The 17342-nt window shown below is 59.5% G+C and carries 17 protein-coding genes; 2 read left to right on the top strand and 15 right to left on the bottom strand.

The features are described from left to right. Positions 1 to 209 precede the first annotated feature (209 nt). The 9 genes from PMI32_RS06420 to PMI32_RS06460 form a co-directional block, all read right to left on the bottom strand. Positions 210 to 815 carry an START domain-containing protein gene (locus PMI32_RS06420; RefSeq protein ID WP_008032900.1) on the bottom strand — a complete coding sequence of 202 codons (606 nt, stop codon included), beginning with the start codon at positions 813 to 815 and terminating at the stop codon, positions 210 to 212. 40 nt (positions 816 to 855) lie between these two features. Next, a complete protein-coding gene (locus PMI32_RS06425) occupies positions 856 to 1110 on the bottom strand; it encodes a YkgJ family cysteine cluster protein (protein WP_008032889.1) in 255 nt (84 codons plus the stop codon). 165 nt (positions 1111 to 1275) lie between these two features. Next, the gene (locus PMI32_RS06430; protein WP_008032887.1) at positions 1276 to 1749 is read right to left on the bottom strand and encodes a hypothetical protein; all 474 of its coding nucleotides are present in this window, start codon (positions 1747 to 1749) and stop codon (positions 1276 to 1278) included. A gap of 95 nt (positions 1750 to 1844) precedes the next feature. Further along, on the bottom strand, positions 1845 to 3284 hold the full coding sequence (locus PMI32_RS06435; RefSeq protein WP_008032886.1) for an aminotransferase-like domain-containing protein: 1440 nt from the start codon (positions 3282 to 3284) through the stop codon (positions 1845 to 1847). A gap of 300 nt (positions 3285 to 3584) precedes the next feature. Continuing rightward, on the bottom strand, positions 3585 to 4397 hold the full coding sequence (locus tag PMI32_RS06440) for an OmpA family protein (protein ID WP_008032885.1): 813 nt from the start codon (positions 4395 to 4397) through the stop codon (positions 3585 to 3587). Continuing rightward, complete coding sequence (locus PMI32_RS06445) at positions 4394 to 4750, bottom strand: DUF4398 domain-containing protein (protein WP_008032884.1); 357 nt, start codon at positions 4748 to 4750, stop codon at positions 4394 to 4396. The genes PMI32_RS06440 and PMI32_RS06445 overlap by 4 nt, the downstream gene beginning before the upstream one ends. Positions 4751 to 4759: 9 nt before the next feature. Continuing rightward, the gene (locus PMI32_RS06450) at positions 4760 to 5596 is read right to left on the bottom strand and encodes a substrate-binding periplasmic protein (RefSeq protein ID WP_008032882.1); all 837 of its coding nucleotides are present in this window, start codon (positions 5594 to 5596) and stop codon (positions 4760 to 4762) included. A gap of 181 nt (positions 5597 to 5777) precedes the next feature. Then, positions 5778 to 6707, bottom strand: a complete 930-nt coding sequence (locus PMI32_RS06455; RefSeq protein ID WP_008032881.1) for an electron transfer flavoprotein subunit alpha/FixB family protein — start codon at positions 6705 to 6707, stop codon at positions 5778 to 5780. After that, positions 6708 to 7457: an electron transfer flavoprotein subunit beta/FixA family protein gene (locus PMI32_RS06460; protein WP_007942046.1), complete on the bottom strand. Its 750-nt coding sequence runs from the start codon at positions 7455 to 7457 to the stop codon at positions 6708 to 6710. A gap of 547 nt (positions 7458 to 8004) precedes the next feature. Between PMI32_RS06460 and PMI32_RS06465 the strand changes: the two genes are divergently transcribed. After that, entirely contained in the window at positions 8005 to 9669 is a 1665-nt protein-coding gene (locus PMI32_RS06465; protein ID WP_032829072.1) for an electron transfer flavoprotein-ubiquinone oxidoreductase, read from the top strand. Positions 9670 to 9843: 174 nt separating this feature from the next. Here PMI32_RS06465 and PMI32_RS06470 read toward each other — a convergent pair whose 3' ends face one another. Then, positions 9844 to 10734, bottom strand: coding sequence for an AraC family transcriptional regulator (locus PMI32_RS06470; RefSeq protein WP_008032877.1), 891 nt, complete (start codon positions 10732 to 10734; stop codon positions 9844 to 9846). Positions 10735 to 10924: 190 nt separating this feature from the next. On the opposite strand from PMI32_RS06470, the gene PMI32_RS06475 reads away from it, so the two are divergent. After that, a complete protein-coding gene (locus PMI32_RS06475) occupies positions 10925 to 11977 on the top strand; it encodes an NAD(P)-dependent alcohol dehydrogenase (RefSeq protein WP_008032874.1) in 1053 nt (350 codons plus the stop codon). Positions 11978 to 11988: 11 nt separating this feature from the next. Here the strand turns inward: PMI32_RS06475 and PMI32_RS06480 are convergent, their stop codons facing one another. From PMI32_RS06480 to PMI32_RS06500, 5 genes are all read right to left on the bottom strand, one after another. Beyond that, complete coding sequence (locus PMI32_RS06480) at positions 11989 to 12792, bottom strand: IclR family transcriptional regulator (RefSeq protein WP_008032872.1); 804 nt, start codon at positions 12790 to 12792, stop codon at positions 11989 to 11991. Positions 12793 to 12852: 60 nt separating this feature from the next. After that, positions 12853 to 14163, bottom strand: coding sequence for an MFS transporter (locus PMI32_RS06485; RefSeq protein WP_008032871.1), 1311 nt, complete (start codon positions 14161 to 14163; stop codon positions 12853 to 12855). Between the two features lie 173 nt (positions 14164 to 14336). Further along, complete coding sequence (gene dgoD, locus PMI32_RS06490) at positions 14337 to 15485, bottom strand: galactonate dehydratase (protein ID WP_007903915.1); 1149 nt, start codon at positions 15483 to 15485, stop codon at positions 14337 to 14339. Between the two features lie 47 nt (positions 15486 to 15532). Next, a complete protein-coding gene (locus PMI32_RS06495) occupies positions 15533 to 16153 on the bottom strand; it encodes a 2-dehydro-3-deoxy-6-phosphogalactonate aldolase (RefSeq protein ID WP_008032870.1) in 621 nt (206 codons plus the stop codon). A 19-nt stretch (positions 16154 to 16172) separates the two neighbouring features. Beyond that, complete coding sequence (locus tag PMI32_RS06500) at positions 16173 to 17165, bottom strand: 2-dehydro-3-deoxygalactonokinase (protein ID WP_008032869.1); 993 nt, start codon at positions 17163 to 17165, stop codon at positions 16173 to 16175. Positions 17166 to 17342: the final 177 nt, after the last annotated feature.

The raw sequence follows: 17342 nt of genomic DNA, 5'->3' as shown, positions 1-17342 counted from the left end.
CCGGAGCGAGGGCATGGCGAGCATTAGCGAGCCACCGAACGAAAGGGGCAAGAGCCCTTGGTTACTTGGGGCTCTTCCAAGTGACTCGCTGTAAAAGCGAAACCATAAGCCGCCATGACCGCATCTACGGATATGCACACCAATCAAACAAACCCGCAAAAAAAAAGCCCCGATCAAATCAGGGCTTTTTATAGAAAGAAAACTAGCGATTACTTCTCGGCACGCTCTTTCAGGGCTTTCAAGGTATTGAACGGCGCATCAACCACAAACTTGTTGGCAATCATCGAAGGCACGCTACCACCCGGCTCAGTGTGAACCTGATAGGTCACTTCAATCTGGTCACCCTTGGGCACGAACTTCCAGAACCCATCTACCTTGGCAACCCGCACAAAACCCTTTTCTTCAGGAATGTACTTCGGCACGCCCTCAAGCTTACGGGTCAGACTGCCATCGGCGCCTACGGTAGTCGTGATATGCAGCACCGAATCACGCGCAGTCACCGGCCATGGGGTATTGAACTGGGTGTAGGTCCAGCTCTGATCGCCTTCATGCTTGAGCAGTTTCTGCTGCTTGCATTCGTGAATCCACGAGCAGGCGCCCGCCACGTCTTCCTGGAGTGTGCGCAATTTGGCCATGGTGGTTTTCATCAGGGTAACGCCCTGATAAGCCTTGTAGTCAGAGCCGGCCACTTCACTCAAGGACACCTTGATGCCGTCTTCATTCTTGGCCACCTTCCAGTCTTCGGCCTGTGCGGTGGCAGTCGCCAGCAAAACCGTCAAACCACACAGCACAGCCATACGATGCAGCGAACCCATAATCTTATTCCTTATTGTTGAAGTTCCGTTCGTTGACACATCACGCCGCCGTCATCTGCTCCCACCAGCCCAGCAATCTGATCGCTTCGTCACTGCTGTTTCCGCAGACTTCGACGTCGGCTTCAAACGCCGAACATACGGCCGGACGTTCCGGTTGGCCGAAAATACTGCACAGGTTTTCGGCAGAGAGTTGAACGCAACGTTCTCCAGCGGCTTTGCCATTGGGCATACCGGGAATCGGAGAACTGATGGAAGGGGCAATGCAACAGGCGCCACAGCCTTCACGGCATTTCATGACGACGAGCTCCTCGCGACGGGTGATGTGTTAAAGGACGGGGCACAGAGTAACCGCTAAAACAGTTGTTTTAAATTACCTGCCGCCGGGTTTTTACGCTCAAACCAGCGTGACTGACCAGTCTCCGACAAAGCGTCTGGCCTGCGGGTCACGCCGAGGGAGGATTTACTGCTTGAACTCCAATTCCAGCGCCGCGCCATCGACGTCTCGACGCTCTTCGTTACGCAGTTGCAACTTCATTTCGTTGCTGATCAGTCGCCCGTTGAGCTGGAACGGAGAGCTGCCGGCCTTCTCACCAAACATTTTTGGCAACACCGCATCGTGCCGGGGCAACGGGACTGTACCGACCGGCTTAAACTCTTCGGCCATTTCCTCAGGCAAGCTCAAATCCAGGTCAGCCGAAGGCAGTTTGGTTTTCACCACTTCACTGGCCGGTTTCGATTTGGAGGCAATGGGCGAACGTTTTTTCTGCGTAGCCGCTTTCTTTTTGACCGGCGTGGCTTTTTTTGCCGGTGCCGGTTTTTTCGATGTCGCGCTGGCGGCCGGTTTTTCCTGAACGGGAGCCGCCAGGACGCCTTCCGAATTGAAGGTTATCAGCAGGCAGATCGACAACCAGGCGGCAGGAAAAATCGGTTTCATGGATCCAACGGGGAACGGCGCTATCGGCAGAGGGCATATGCTCGCTCGTTGGACGCGACATGACAAGCTCGGGCAGGAATTACCCGCCCGCCCCTTCACATTCCGCCGGCCATCTCCTGGCAAAGCTGGGTAGCCAGCATGCCCAGGGTCATCAATGCACGCTCGGCTTCGCGATTCCAGGGAATGCCGCAGTTGAGCCGAATGCAGTGATTGAACTGCTCGGTGTTACTGAAAATCAGCCCCGGTGCGATGCTGATGCCTTGCTGCAACGCGCGCACATGAAGTTCTTGTGTATTGACCCGCCCCGGCAGACTCACCCACAGAATGAAGCCGCCGGTCGGCCGGGTCATCTGTGTGCCTTCCGGGAAATACTGCTGCACCGCGAGCTGGAAAGCGCTGAGATTTTTGCGGTACTCCTGACGGATGTATCGCAAATGCCGGTCGTAACCGCCATTTTCCAGATACGCCGCGATCCCCATCTGCGTAACGCTGCAAGCCGAATGCGTGCTGAAGGTCTGCAAGCGCTGGATTTCCTGCTGGTACTTGCCGGCAATCATCCAGCCAATCCGCACACCCGGAGACAGGGTCTTGGAGAAGCTTGAACAGTAGATCACCCGATCCAGCCGGTCGTAGGCCTTGAGTGCCTTGGTGCGGCCCTGCTCGAACATCAGTTCGCCGTAGATATCGTCTTCGACCACCTGAATATCGAAATCCGAGGCCAGGCGCAGCAGTTGTTTCTGCCGCTCTTCGGGCATGGTGCCGCCCAGCGGATTGCTCAGGCGCGTAGTCAGCACCAGCGCTTTGATCGACCACTGATTCGCTGCCAGTTGCAAGGCTTCCAGGCTCATGCCGGTGGCCGGATCGCTGGGGATCTCGATGACTTTCAGGCCCAGCAGATCGGCCAGTTGCAGCAACCCGTAGTAGGTTGGCGACTCGGCGGCGATCAAGTCGCCCGGCCGGGTCAGCACGCGCAGGGACATCTGCAAGGCATCGACGCAGCCGTGGGTAATGACCACTTCCGACGGATCGACCACCACGCCGGCATCGCGCATGCGAATTGCCACTTGCCGCCGCAACGGTTCAAAACCGGGGCTGAACATGTAACTGAATGCCCGTGGGCTATGGAATCGGGTGACTTTGGCCAGCTGCTGATGCAGCGCTCGCACCGGCAGGTAATCGACGCTCGGCACCGCCGCGCCCAAGGGAAACACGCCCTCACGACGGGATTCGACCAACACTTGTTGAATGATGCTGCTGCGAGTGACCAGGCCGGGACGTTCGACCCGGGCGATGTCCGGTGTCGGCGCAGTCAGGGCCGGCGTCTGGTGCACGTAGTAACCCGACTGCGGCCGGGCACGGATCAGCCCCTGATCTTCGAGATTGGCATACGCCTGCAACACCGTCGCATGGCTGACATTGAGCTGCGAACTCATCTTGCGCACCGAAGGCACGCGCTCCCCCGGCCGATAGACCCCACGACGGATGTCTTCGGCCAGTTGTTGAGCAATACGTTGGTAGAGCAAGAGATTGGTCATGACGCAGCACTCGATTTCACGGGCATTTTATTCTTGTGTGAAACAATACCGGAACAGTTTAGAAGTGTACGGGGACAGTTGTCACAATAGTCGACGGTACAGTGCAGTGTCAGCAAAATCTGTACTGCTTTGCGAGGCAATTCGCAGACACAAAAAAACCCGGCGCTGACGGGCAGCCCGGGTTTGTAGGAGCCGGCTTGCTGGCGATAGCATCACTGCGGTTCGTCTGAAACACCGCGGTGACGCCATCGCCAGCAAGCCGGCTCCTACGGATTGCATGGTTTCACAAGGAAGCGTCCATTACCGGGCGGCGCCGAGCAGGCCTTTTTCGTCGGAGAACACAATTTCCACTCGACGGTTCTGCGCCCGGCCCCGTTCCGAGGCGTTCGCGTCTACCGGGTATTCGTCGCCATAACCTTCGACCTTAATGCGTTTTTCGTCGATGCCCAGGTCCGTCAACACGTCCGCCACCGATTGCGCACGGTCACGGGACAGTTTGAGGTTTTCCTGCTTGCCGCCGGTGCTGTCGGCGTAGCCTTCGATGCGCACGACGCGCTTGGGATTGAGCTGCAGGAATTGCACGATCTTCAACACCACGCGGTTCGCCGAGTTTTTCAGTTCCGCTTCGCCAGTGTCGAACAGCACGTCGCCGAGGGTCATCACCAGGCCACGGTCAGTCTGGGTCGTGGCCAGCGCAACAATCTGCTCTTCAAGCCACTTGCCCTGCTGCTGCACACTCAGCAGTTTGGATTCGCGCAGGGCCAGTTGCAGGCGCTGGCGCTCCAGTTCGAGCTTCGCCGCGCGCTCTTCGTTGAGTACCTGATTGGTGTGCTCCCGAGCGATTTCGCTGTAGCGCCGGCTCAGGTAGGCGTAATGCAGTACGTCGGACCCGCTGCCCCAGTAGCTGGACAGTCGATCGGCACGGGCCAGGGATTCACCGGCACGGATCACGTCTTTCGGTGCGATTCGCAGCACGCTGGAATCCTCTTTCACCTTCTGAAAGTCAGCACCCGCTTCTTGCAGCGCGGCCTCACTGCGCTGACCGGCGCAGCCATAGAGGCTGGCACAGCCCACGAGGATCAAGCCGCCGATAGCTTTGGACGTGAGGTTCATTGAGCATCCCCCACTTGCTTGCGCAATCGAGTGATGCGGGTGTTGAGAAGATCCAGCTTCTCTTCACTTTTGAGCGTCAGGACCTTGGCTTCAGCCAGGCGCGCGTCAAGTTCGGCCTGTTCGGAGCGCATGCGTGCATGCTTGTAAGACTGATCGGCCATATCACCTTGGGCACGGGCGAATTTTTCTTCGGCCAGTTTCATTTCCGGCACATCGTCCGCGGTGGCCCCCACGGCTTTGGCTTGCACGAGCACCTGTTCGGTCAGGCGTATTTGTTCATTCGGCGCCGGATCGGCTGCACAACCCGCCAGAGCCAGAACGGCCAGGGCAGCGAAAAGAGGTCGAATACTCACTAAAAATCCCTACTGTTTTGGGGTACTGGCGGGTGGTTGCTGTGGCTGCTGTTGCTGCGCTTTCCAGCGCTCGATATTGCGTTGCAGCACGGCTTCCGTCAGTCCGGACGCGGGCAATTCTGTCATCTTTTTGGCCAGCTGTCCGCGCAACCACGGATCGTTGCAGGCAGAGTTATGGGAAACCGCGAGGAACAGGCCGGGTTTGTCGACCGGCTGCGGGCGCGCGACGAGGTCATTGGCCATGCTCAAGGCCTGTGCGGCTGCCATGCCCGAATAGCGTCCGGCGAGGACAAATTCCACTTCCCCCAACAGCAATTTCTGAAGGGCCTGGGTCAGGTTGGGGGTGCGTACGAGGGTCAATTGCTGCTCGGCAAACGTACCGAATTCCGAGGTCATTCGAGACTTTTCCGACAACGCGCCGGGGTGACCGTGAAGGTCCTGCGCCTGGTTGTAGACCAGTGGCGAGTCTTTTCGGGTCCAGACCAGGTAATCGTTTTCCAGCAACGGCGGATGAATGTAATCCAGGGTTTCCAGCTCACTGACCGTCAACGGCGCGTCGGCCAGCATGTCCATGCGCCCACTGCGCACTTCCTCCAGCGCCTGAGCGCGTTTGCCGGCATAGAGCATCTCGACCTTGATGCCCAACTGCCCTGCTACTTGTTGCAACAGATCGGCACTGGCCCCGATCAGGTGCTTGGGGTTTTGCGGGTCTTGCCACAGATACGGCGGCGCATCCGGGCTGCCGGTGACCACCAGTCGCTCACACTTGCCCGCTGCGATGGACAGCGTCGGCAACAGCGTCAGCCCCAGCAGCAATGACCAACTGAACACTCGATGCAGATCCATGGCAATACACTCCACTCAAACCCGGTTATATCCCCTGTAGGAGCCGGCTTGCTGGCGATGGCGACACTGCGGTTCATTTGAAACACCGCGGTGATGCCATCGCCAGCAAGCCGGCTCCTACAGGAAGAGCAAAAAAAAGCCCGACCAAAAGGTCGGGCTCTTTATAGGTCAAGCGGCTGGATTAGACCAGCTTCTCGAGCTCAGGGATGGCTTCGAACAGGTCCGCCACCAGGCCGTAATCGGCCACCTGGAAGATCGGCGCTTCTTCGTCCTTGTTGATCGCAACGATCACTTTGGAGTCTTTCATGCCGGCCAGGTGCTGGATCGCGCCGGAGATACCGACCGCGATGTACAGCTGTGGAGCAACGATCTTGCCGGTCTGACCGACCTGCATGTCGTTGGGTACGAAACCTGCGTCGACCGCGGCGCGGGAAGCACCCACGGCAGCGCCCAGCTTGTCGGCCAGGGCGTACAGGTGTTTGAAGTTGTCGCCGTTCTGCATGCCGCGACCGCCGGAAACGACGATTTTGGCAGCGGTCAGTTCCGGACGATCGGACTTGGCCAGTTCTTCACCGACGAAGCTCGAAGTGCCGGCGTTGTGCGCAGCAGCAACTGCTTCAACGGCAGCCGAACCGCCTTCAGCGGCAACCGGGTCGAAGCCGGTGGCACGCACGGTGATCACTTTGACCGCAGCGTTCGACTGAACGGTAGCGATGGCGTTACCGGCGTAGATCGGGCGCTTGAAAGTGTCAGCGCTTTCAACCGAGATGATCTCGGAGATCTGGTCAACGTCCAGCTGAGCGGCAACGCGCGGCAGGATGTTTTTGCCGTTGGAAGTAGCGGCAGCCAGGATGTGGCTGTAGCCCTTGCCCAGCTCGGCAACCAGTGGCGCGACGTTTTCCGGCAGTTGGTGAGCGTAGGCGGCGTTATCGGCCACCAGCACTTTAGCCACGCCAGCCACTTTCGCAGCGGCTTCAGCCACGGCGCCAGCGCCCTGGCCTGCAACCAGCACGTGGATGTCGCCGCCGATTTTGGCAGCAGCAGCCACGGTGTTCAGAGTGGCCGGGGCCAGCACTTTGTTGTCGTGTTCAGCAATAACCAAGATAGTCATTTAGATTACCTTCGCTTCGTTTTTCAGTTTCTCGACCAGTTCAGCCACCGACTTGACCTTGATACCCGCGCTGCGTGCAGCAGGCGCTTCGACTTTCACGGTCTTGTTGGTGGAGGCGGTGGAAACGCCCAAAGCGTCCGGAGTCAGCACTTCGAGAGGCTTCTTCTTGGCTTTCATGATGTTTGGCAGGGACGCGTAGCGCGGCTCGTTCAAACGCAGGTCGGTGGTGACGATGGCCGGCAGTTTCAGGGAAACTGTTTGCGCGCCGCCGTCGATTTCGCGGGTCACGGCAACGCTGTCGCCGGACACTTCGACTTTGGACGCGAAGGTGCCCTGACCGTAGCCGCTCAATGCAGCGAGCATCTGGCCAGTCTGGTTGTTGTCGCTGTCGATGGCTTGTTTGCCAAGGATCACCAGCTGAGGCTGTTCCTTGTCGACAACAGCCTTGAGCAGCTTGGCAACGGCCAGGGAAGTCAGATCTTCAGCGGATTCGACGAGGATGGCGCGGTCGGCACCCAGAGCCAGCGCGGTGCGCAGTTGCTCTTGAGCGGTGGACGGGCCGATGGAGACGACGACGATTTCAGTCGCAACGCCTTTCTCTTTCAGGCGTACGGCTTCTTCCACTGCGATTTCGCAGAACGGGTTCATCGACATCTTCACGTTGGCGAGGTCGACGCCGGAATTGTCCGCCTTGACGCGAACCTTGACGTTGTAATCCACAACGCGTTTGACAGCTACAAGAACCTTCATGGATTCCTCGTTACTCTCCGGTGAAAAGAAAGTCGCCTAGGCGAACCTGGCGGTTGATGCTCATCGGGCGCAAGGGCACCTCTAAAAACGCCGGCATACGTGTCAAGTGACCATCGCTCATGACGTTGATGACCGTTCGTCAGTGGTGACCAACAAGTCATTAAATATCGTGGCGTGTAAACTGCGCGCCAACACTGCGCTGCGCGTCACCTTGTACTGCCATCGCCCTGTCTTTAGAGGTGCTCTTGAAACCAACAGTCAGCCTACGGCGAGCGCAAAACCGACCGTATCTTGACCGGAACGCCTATTCCGGTCAATACGGCAAAATGGCCAGTCATAAGCCGCGTGACTTTGATTTCTCTGGCTTTGAGCCGATTCAAACAAACGTTTGTATTGGACGCTAAGAGTGGTGTAGATATAATGCGCCACCCAAAGAGAAAGGTGGTTCATCGATTGTCCTCTTCCTGCCTCGTGCAGGAATTCATGGATGCGACACCAAACCTCCAATTAGAAAAAAAACTGTTGAGCCTTGAGTAGGAGATAACCTGTGGAACGCGAATACATGGAATTCGACGTGGTCATCGTCGGTGCCGGCCCCGCTGGTCTTTCCGCCGCCTGCCGCTTGAAGCAGAAGGCTGCTGAAGCCGGTAAGGAAATCAGCGTCTGCGTGGTCGAAAAAGGCTCCGAAGTGGGTGCTCACATCCTGTCCGGTGCCGTGTTCGAACCACGCGCCCTGAACGAACTGTTCCCGGACTGGAAAGAACTTGGCGCGCCGCTGAACACGCCGGTCACCCGCGATGACATTTTCGTGCTGAAAAACGCCGACAGCGCGCAGAAGATTCCCGACCTCTTTGTGCCCAAGACCATGCACAACGAAGGCAACTACATCATCTCCCTGGGCAACCTGTGCCGCTGGCTGGCTCAGCAGGCCGAAAACCTGGGCGTAGAAATCTACCCGGGCTTCGCCGCGCAGGAAGCACTGTTCGACGAAAACGGCGTGGTGCGCGGGATCATCACCGGTGATCTGGGCGTTGACCGCGAAGGCAACCCGAAAGAAGGCCTGTACACCCCAGGCATGGAATTGCGCGGCAAGTACACGCTGTTCGCCGAAGGCTGCCGTGGCCACATCGGCAAGCAGTTGATCAAGCGCTTCAACCTCGACAGCGAAGCCGACGCACAGCACTACGGCATCGGCCTGAAAGAAATCTGGGAAATCGACCCGGCCAAACATCAGCCAGGCCTGGTGGTGCATACCGCCGGCTGGCCGCTGGACATCATGGGCACCGAGAACACTGGCGGCTCGTTCCTCTATCACCTGGAAAACAACCAGGTGGTGGTCGGCCTGATCGTTGATCTGTCCTACAGCAACACCTACCTGTCGCCGTTCGACGAGTTCCAGCGCCTCAAGCATCACCCGGTACTCAAGCAGTACCTGGAAGGCGGCAAGCGCATCAGCTACGGCGCACGCGCCATCTGCAAGGGCGGCCTGAACTCGCTGCCGAAAATGGTCTTCAAGGGCGGCGCGCTGATCGGTTGCGACCTCGGCACCCTGAACTTCGCCAAGATCAAAGGCAGCCACACCGCGATGAAGTCCGGCATGCTCGCCGCTGAATCCGTGGCCGAGGCGCTGTTCGCTGAAAAGGACGGCACCGAAGAACTGACCACTTACGTCGACGCGTTCAAGAAGAGCTGGCTCTACGACGAGCTGTTCGCCAGCCGCAACTTCGGCCCGGCGATCCACAAGTTCGGCGCCATCGTCGGCGGTGGTTTCAACTGGCTGGACCAGAACATCTTCGGCGGCAAACTGCCGTTCACCCTGCACGACACCAAGCCGGATTACGCTTGCCTGAAACTCGCGGCCGACTGCAAGAAGATCGACTACCCGAAACCGGATGGCAAAATCAGTTTCGACAAACTCAGCTCGGTGTTCATCTCCGGTACCAACCACGAAGAAGAACAGCCTTGCCACCTGAAGCTGGCCGACCTGAGCATCCCGATCGCCAAGAACCTGCCGATGTACGATGAACCTGCCCAGCGTTACTGCCCGGCCGGCGTGTATGAGGTGGTCACCAAGGAAGACGGCGAGAAGCGCTTCCAGATCAACGCCCAGAACTGCGTTCACTGCAAGACCTGCGACATCAAGGACCCTGCACAGAACATCACCTGGGTGGCGCCGGAAGGCGCTGGCGGCCCGACTTACCCGAACATGTAAGTTGAATCGCTGAACATCAAGGCTCCCTAAATGGGGGCCTTTTTGTTGCCCACAATTCATACCCCAACACGGCCCTTGTAGGAGCCGGCTTGCTGGCGATAGCGGTGTGTCAGTCAACTTGTATATTGACTGGACGGACGCTATCGCCAGCAAGCCGGCTCCTACAGGGGGTTGTCAGGCAGCGCGTTCGTCACCGGGATTACGCTCAAAGTAGCGCTTGTACTCCCGACTGAACTGCGACGTGCTCTGGTACCCGACCCGATGCGCCACCTGCGCCACGCCCAAGCCCTCCGCCACCAGCAACGTCTGCGCCTTGAGCAAGCGCAATCGCTTCAAATACTGCACCGGCGACAACAACGTGCTGCGCTTGAAATGCTCATGAAAGGTCGACGCGCTCATGTTCGCGCAACTGGCCAGGGTCTCGACGTTCAAGGGTTCGGCGTAGTGCGCATGCAAATGGCTGATCGACGCCGCGACACGGGCGAACTGCCCCTGCTGTTCCACCAGCGCGCGCAACACATCCGCCTGCGGCCCGCGCAACGCGACGAACAACAACTCGCGCAGGTGTGACGGCCCCATGATCCGCGCCTCCAGAGGATCGTGCAGACAACGCAACAACCGCTCCACACAGCCGCGCATGCCGTCGTCGAGCACTACCGAGGTCATCGACTCCGGCGTCTGCGCCGCAATGTGCCGTCCCGGCGCCAGTCCCATCGCCAGCACCAATTCCCCCAGCAGCACCCGGTCAATCGCCACGGAAACCCCGAGCAGCGGCGCATTCGGCAAGGCAAAGGTTTCGCACTCGAACGGCACCGGCAACGCTTGAATCAAGTAATGCCCGGCGCCGTACTCCAGGGTTCGCGGCCCCAGATACGCCAGTTTGCTGCCCTGGGCGATGATCATCAGGCTCGGTTCATAAATATGCGGGCCACGGGCGACGTCACAACTCGCGCGCAGAACTTGCACACCGGGCAACTCGGTCTGGGTGAAACCGTCGCGGGTCGCCAGTGGCTCAATCAGCGAAACCAGCGTGGCATTGGCATCGAGATGACGGGTCAACAACATGGGAGCTCTTCACAAAATAATCACGGAAAAAGGGATGAAAGCATCATCGCAGGTCTGATTGCCCATTGGACCCAACGAACGCAGATGCCGGAGGAATAGGCATGACACCCGGAGGAATCGCCATGGCCGCGCAAAGGTGCGGCGCCCAGAATGCGCCGCCTCACCTGTCATGCTTTTTGCGAGGTCCACCATGTACACCGCCATCGGATACGCCGCCCAGTCGGCCACCACTCCCCTTGCCCCCGTGAAATTCGAACGCCGCAGCCCGCGTGCCGATGACGTGGCGATCGAAATTCTCTACTGCGGCGTCTGCCATTCCGACATCCATCAGGCGCGCAATGAGTGGGGCATTGCCGTTTACCCGCTGATGCCCGGCCATGAGATCGTAGGCAAAGTGACCGCCATCGGTGCGAATGTCACCCAACATAAAGTCGGCGATCTGGTCGGCGTCGGCTGCATGGTCGATTCCTGCCGCAGCTGCGAAGCCTGCCAGGCCAACCTCGAACAATATTGCCTCGAAGGTCCGACCATGACCTACGCCACACCCGACCGGGTCGATGGCAGCAACACCATGGGCGGTTACTCCGACAGCATCGTGGTCAGCGAGCACTTCGTGGTGCGCATCCCGGAAAAACTTGACCTGGCCAGCGCCGCGCCGATCCTCTGCGCGGGCATCACCACCTACTCGCCGCTCAAGCACTACGGCGTGAAAGCGGGCGACAAGGTCGGGATTCTCGGCATGGGCGGCCTCGGCCACATGGGCATCAAGTTCGCCAAGGCAATGGGCGCGGAAGTCACGCTGTTCACCCGCTCGGCAAGCAAGGCTGAAGAAGGTCGTCGTCAGGGCGCGGACCATGTGATCGTGTCCACCGATGCCGAGCAGATGAAAGCCGCTGCCGGCCATTTCGACTTTCTGCTGGACACCATTCCGGTGCAGCACGACCTCAATCCCTACCTCGACACGCTGCGTTTCGACGGCGTGCACATTCTGGTGGGGTTGATTGAACCGATTGATCCACCGGTCCACGCGGCCAAATTGGTGCTGGGCCGCCGTGTACTGGCCGGCTCGCTGATCGGCGGTATCGCCGAAACCCAGGAAGTGCTGGATTTCTGCGCCGAGCACAACATCACCTGCGACATCGAAATGCTCGACATCCGCCAGATCAACGAGGCTTACGCCCGCATGATCGCCGGTGACGTGAAGTACCGCTTCGTCATCGACATGGCGACGCTGAAGGTCTAAACCTTAGCGGTTTATACCTTCAAGCCAAGTTCCGCCGAGAGCCGGGCCGTGACCCCTTTGATCAGGGGAATCAGCTCGGCCATTTTTTCCAGCGGCATGTACGGCACGGTGCTGGCGATGCTGATGCCGGCGACGATGCGCTTGCTCGCGTCACGGATTGGCGCCGCCACGCAGCGGATCGACGGTTCGTTGTCTTCCAGGTCGAAGGCGTAACCGCCCGCCACGTACTCAATCATGCGCTGCTGAAACTGCTCCCAGGATTGCTCCGGGTGCTGCGGCCAGAACTGATTTTTCCCACCCGCCGGCAGGCTGACTTCGTACAGCCGTTGCCATTCTTCCTGCGTGTCATCGAGCATCAGCGCCTTGCCGATCCCGGTGCGCGCCAACGGCATGCGGTGGCCAACCCGCGAACGCATTTCCGGACCATTGCGCCCCGGATTCTTGTGCAGGTACAGCACTTCGTCGCCCTCGCGAATCGCCAGGTGAATGGTGTCGCCGGTCAACGCCGACAACTCATCCAGATACGGACCGGCCAACGTGACCAGCGGCAATTCCTCACGCGCCTGAAAGCCCAGCTCGATCAGCTTCGGCCCCAGCAAATAACCGACTTGCGGCACCACGCGCAGATAACGCTCGTCCACCAGGCAACTGGCCAGACGATGGGTGGTGCTGCGCGTCGTGCCGATCAGCCGGGCGATTTCCTTGAGATCGCGGGCGCCACTGGCCACGGCCTGAACCACACCCAGACCGCGAAGCAGGGTCTGAGTGCCGGTCGGCGCGGCGTCCTTGGCGATTTTTGGGGCGTCTTCCTGCATATCCAGCCTTTACCGTTGAGCGAGTGAACGGGCGGCATTATGGTCGCCCGACGGCTACGACTACAACTTGATACGCTCGACCTTCCCGACCAGCAGAATGTAGGAAAGCGCACCCAACAACGCCAGAACCGAGATGTAGGTGATCGCTGGAGCGAACGAATCACCGCTGGCGAGGAAACCGATGACAATCGGCGTAGCAATCGCCGACAGGTTGCCTATGAAGTTAAACACGCCGCCGGTCAGCCCCAACAAGCGTGCTGGTGCCAGCGTAGAAACCAGCGACCAGGTGATCGAAGCCAGACCGTTGCCGAAGAACGCCAAGGCGAGGAAGGCAATCACCAGCGGCGTCGACTCGACGAAATTGGCGCCGATGATCGAGGTGGAAATCAGCAAGCCGCCAATGATCGGCAACTTGCGGGCGAAACCCACCGTGTAGCCGCGACGGATCAGGAAGTCGGAGAAGAAGCCGGAACAGAGTACGCCGACGAAAGCGGCGAGAAACGGCAACGATGCCAGCAGGCCGGACTTGATGAAATCCATGCCGCGGTACTTCACCAGGTAGGTCGGGAACCACGTCAGGAAAAACCACAACGTCGAGTTGAGGCAGAACTGGCCAAGGTAAATGCCCCACAACTTGCGCTTGGTCAGGACGATGCCGAGGTCGGTCCAGCTGAATTTGGCCTTGACCTTCGCTTGCTCGGCCTGAATATCCACCAGCCCGCCGCCTTCGCGGATCAGGTCGATTTCAGCGTCATTGGCGCCTTTGAAATCCCGTGGCTCGCGATACACCGCGTACCAGATCACCGCCCAGAGAATGCCCACCGCACCGGTGCTGACGAACACCATGTGCCAGCCAAATTCATGCTGCAACCAGGCGAGTACCGGCGTCAGGAACGCCAACCCGACGAACTGGCCGGAGGTGTAGAAACCAATGGCCGTGGCGCGCTCACGCTCCGGGAACCAGGTGGTGACCACGCGGCTGTTGATCGGATACGCCGGGGCTTCCAGCGCACCGACCGCCATGCGCAAGACGAACAGCGCAATGAAGCTGGCGGCGAAACCGAGCATCACCGTGGCGATCGACCACAGCAGCAAGGCGAGGCTATAAAGGATGCGCGGCGGAACTCGATCCACCAGCCAGCCGCCGGGGATCTGCATGGCGGCGTAGGTCCAGCCGAACGCGGAGAAAATCAGTCCGACGTGGATCGGGTCGATGCCCAGGTCACTGGTCAGCGCCGGGGCGGCGATGGACAGGTTGCTGCGGTCCAGATAGTTGATCACCACGGTGATGAACAGCAGGACCATGATGAAAAAACGCTTGCGGCTGGGCGCCACCAACGACGCCTGCCCGGTGAGGGTTTGCGGTTGCATGGGGAATGCCTCTTCTTATGTTTATTGAGGTCGGTCTAAAGACTTGCACTGCCCCCTGTAGGAGCTGGCTTGCTGGCGATGGGGGTGTGTCAGGCACCATCAATGTTGAATGATGCGCCGCTATCGCCAGCAAGCCGGCTCCTACAGGGGATTTGCGGTGAGTCAGAGATCACTCACCACTCGGCAAAACTGCCATCGGCATGGCGCCAGATCGGGTTGCGCCAGCGATGCCCGACCGCCGCGCGTTCGATCACGTACTCCTCGTTGATCTCGATCCCTAGGCCCGGGCCGTTCGGAATCTTCACGAAGCCTTTGTCGTAATCGAACACCCGCGGATCCTTGACGTAATCCAGCAGGTCGTTGCTCTCGTTGTAGTGGATACCCAGGCTCTGTTCCTGGATGAACGCGTTGTAGCAAACCGCATCCAGTTGCAGACACGCCGCCAGTGCAATCGGCCCCAACGGGCAATGCAGCGCCAGCGCTACGTCGTAGGCTTCGGCCATGTTGGCGATCTTGCGAGTCTCGGTGATGCCACCGGCATGAGAAGCATCCGGCTGGATGATGTCGACGTAACCTTCGCTGAGCACGCGCTTGAAATCCCAACGCGAGAACAGACGCTCACCGAGGGCAATCGGTGTGCTGGTCAGCGGTGCCAGCTCCTTCAGCGCTTCGTAGTTTTCGCTGAGCACCGGCTCTTCGATGAACATCAGTTTGTACGGATCGAGTTCCTTCATCAGCACCTTGGCCATGGGCTTGTGTACCCGGCCATGGAAGTCCACACCGATACCCACGTTCGGGCCGACCGCATCACGCACGGCGGCAACGTTGGCCAGGGCCAGGTCGACTTTCTCGAAGGAATCGAGGAATTGCAGCTCTTCGGTGCCGTTCATTTTCACGGCGGTGAAACCACGGCTGACCGCTTCTTTCGCGGCGCGCGCGGTGTCTGCCGGACGGTCACCGCCAATCCACGAATAGACACGAATCTTGTCGCGCACCTGACCACCGAGCAGGTCGCTGACCGACACACCCAAGGCCTTGCCCTTGATGTCCCACAACGCCTGGTCGATACCGGCCAGCGCACTCATGTGGATCGCACCGCCCCGGTAGAAGCCGCCGCGATACAGCACGGTCCAGATGTCTTCGATGTTGCGTGGGTCTTTGCCGATCAGGTAGTCGGACAATTCTTCAACGGCAGCCGCCACCGTGTGGGCACGGCCTTCGACCACGGGCTCGCCCCAACCAGTCACGCCCTCGTCGGTTTCCACTTTCAGGAAGCACCAGCGCGGCGGAACGATGAAGGTGGTCAGTTTGGTGATTTTCATCTCTTCTCTCTCTTATTAGATGCAGCGCGCTCGGCGCCAAAAAAGTCTTAACGCAGAGCGTTCCACGCAGCGACGTAGGCCTTGGCGTTGGACGCCACTTGCGCCGCCGTCATGCCCGGTTTGAACAACCCGGACCCGAGGCCGAAGCCCTTCACGCCCGCGTCGATAAACACCTGCATGTTCTCCGGGGTGATCCCGCCTACCGGCGCCAGAATCGTCCCGGCGGGCAACACCGCCAGCCAGGCTTTTACAACCGCCGGGCCCATTTGCTCGGCGGGGAACATCTTCAGCACGTCCGCGCCTTCGGCCAGTGCAGCGAACGCTTCGGTCGGCGTCGCCACGCCAGGCGACAGGAACAACCCGGCGGCCTTCGCGGCGCGCAGCACTTTGGGATCGCTGTGGGGCATGACGATGACCTGCCCGCCGGCGGCTTTCACTTGCTCGACCTGCTCCGGCGTCAACACCGTGCCGGCACCGATCAGGCAATCGGCAGGCAAGGTACTGCGCAGGATGCGGATACTTTCGTACGGCTCGGGGGAATTGAGCGGCACTTCGATGACGCGAAATCCGGCTGCGTAAAGGACTTCTCCGATAGCCGCCGCTTCCTGCGGGCGCAGGCCACGCAGGATTGCGATCAGACCGTTTTGCGCCAATGCTTGTTTGAGCATGTCAGACCTCCAGTCAGGTTTAACGGGATGGGTTTGGAGTGATCAGCCCGGCGGCGAGCGCCAGTTGCCACAACCCGCGTTCGGTGGCCTGTTCGGCCAGCGTCACTCGGGCAAAACCGCAGGCGTCGAGCGCCCGGCTGTAACGGGCACAGAGTTGGGAATTGCCGATGAGAATGATCGATGGCAGATGAACGCTGTTGCGCCGACGCCGCTGAACCGTGGCCAGCGCCGACAGCTCATGGCCGATCAACAGGCCGGACAAATAATCCGGTTGCGCACTGCCGCTCAGCTCGCCGGTCAGCCCGAGGCTGCGGGCACTGAACAGCGTCGACAGCGGGCCGATTTCGCCGTCCGCCGACAGGGCCACTTGCACGCCACGGTCAAACGCGTCGCCATCAAAAGACCCACCGCGTTGCTGGGTGCGCCCGAGAATGCTGTGTTCGCTGAGCACCGCGAAGACTTCGCCGGTCATGAAGGTGTCGAAATGCACGATGCAGCCATCGGCCACTTCCACCCATTTCGAATGGCTGCCCGGCAGGCCGATCAACAGATCGCTGCCCGCCTCGCCCGCCAGGTTTTGCAGCACGCCGAGGACCTGGGTTTCTTCACCGCGCATCACATTCGGCAGGCGCGAACGCTGAATCACGCCCGGCACGATGTGCACATCGACACCGCGAAGACTGCGAATGGTTTGTAGGGAAGTTCCGAGATTGGCAACGTTTGCCGGCGTGTCACGGTAGGCCGCTTCGCGCCAGCCTTGCGCGCTGCCGACCATGCCGCAGGCAATCACCGGCAAACCGGGTTGCTCATCGAGCCAGTCACCGCAGGCCTCGTCAAAGGCCAATTCGAAACCGTCGGTGCATGCCAGACCTTTAATGATTCGCGGCGTCCGGGGCAGCTGCATGATTCCCGATGACAGCGAACGCTGTTCGAGCACCTGGCCACCCGCGACGAGTTTGTAAGCACGTAATGAGGTTGTCCCCCAATCGAGCGCGATCAATTGCGCCAGCATCGCTTCACCTGTTTTGTTTATTGGCAGTGAGTGAGCTGGACTATAAACCCTGACGCGGGGAAATCTCAATATATAAATATACATCCCATATAATGGGATTTGATTGTTGCAGGCAAAAAAAATCGCAGCTTCAATTTCTGCGATGCATCAACCATCGAATTCAACCCTGTAGGAGCC

It is taken from the genome of Pseudomonas sp. GM60, from assembly GCF_000282415.1.
Taxonomy (GTDB): domain Bacteria; phylum Pseudomonadota; class Gammaproteobacteria; order Pseudomonadales; family Pseudomonadaceae; genus Aquipseudomonas; species Aquipseudomonas migulae.
The sequence above is the reverse complement of the archived record's forward strand: the minus strand, read 5'-3'. Positions and strand labels throughout refer to the sequence as shown.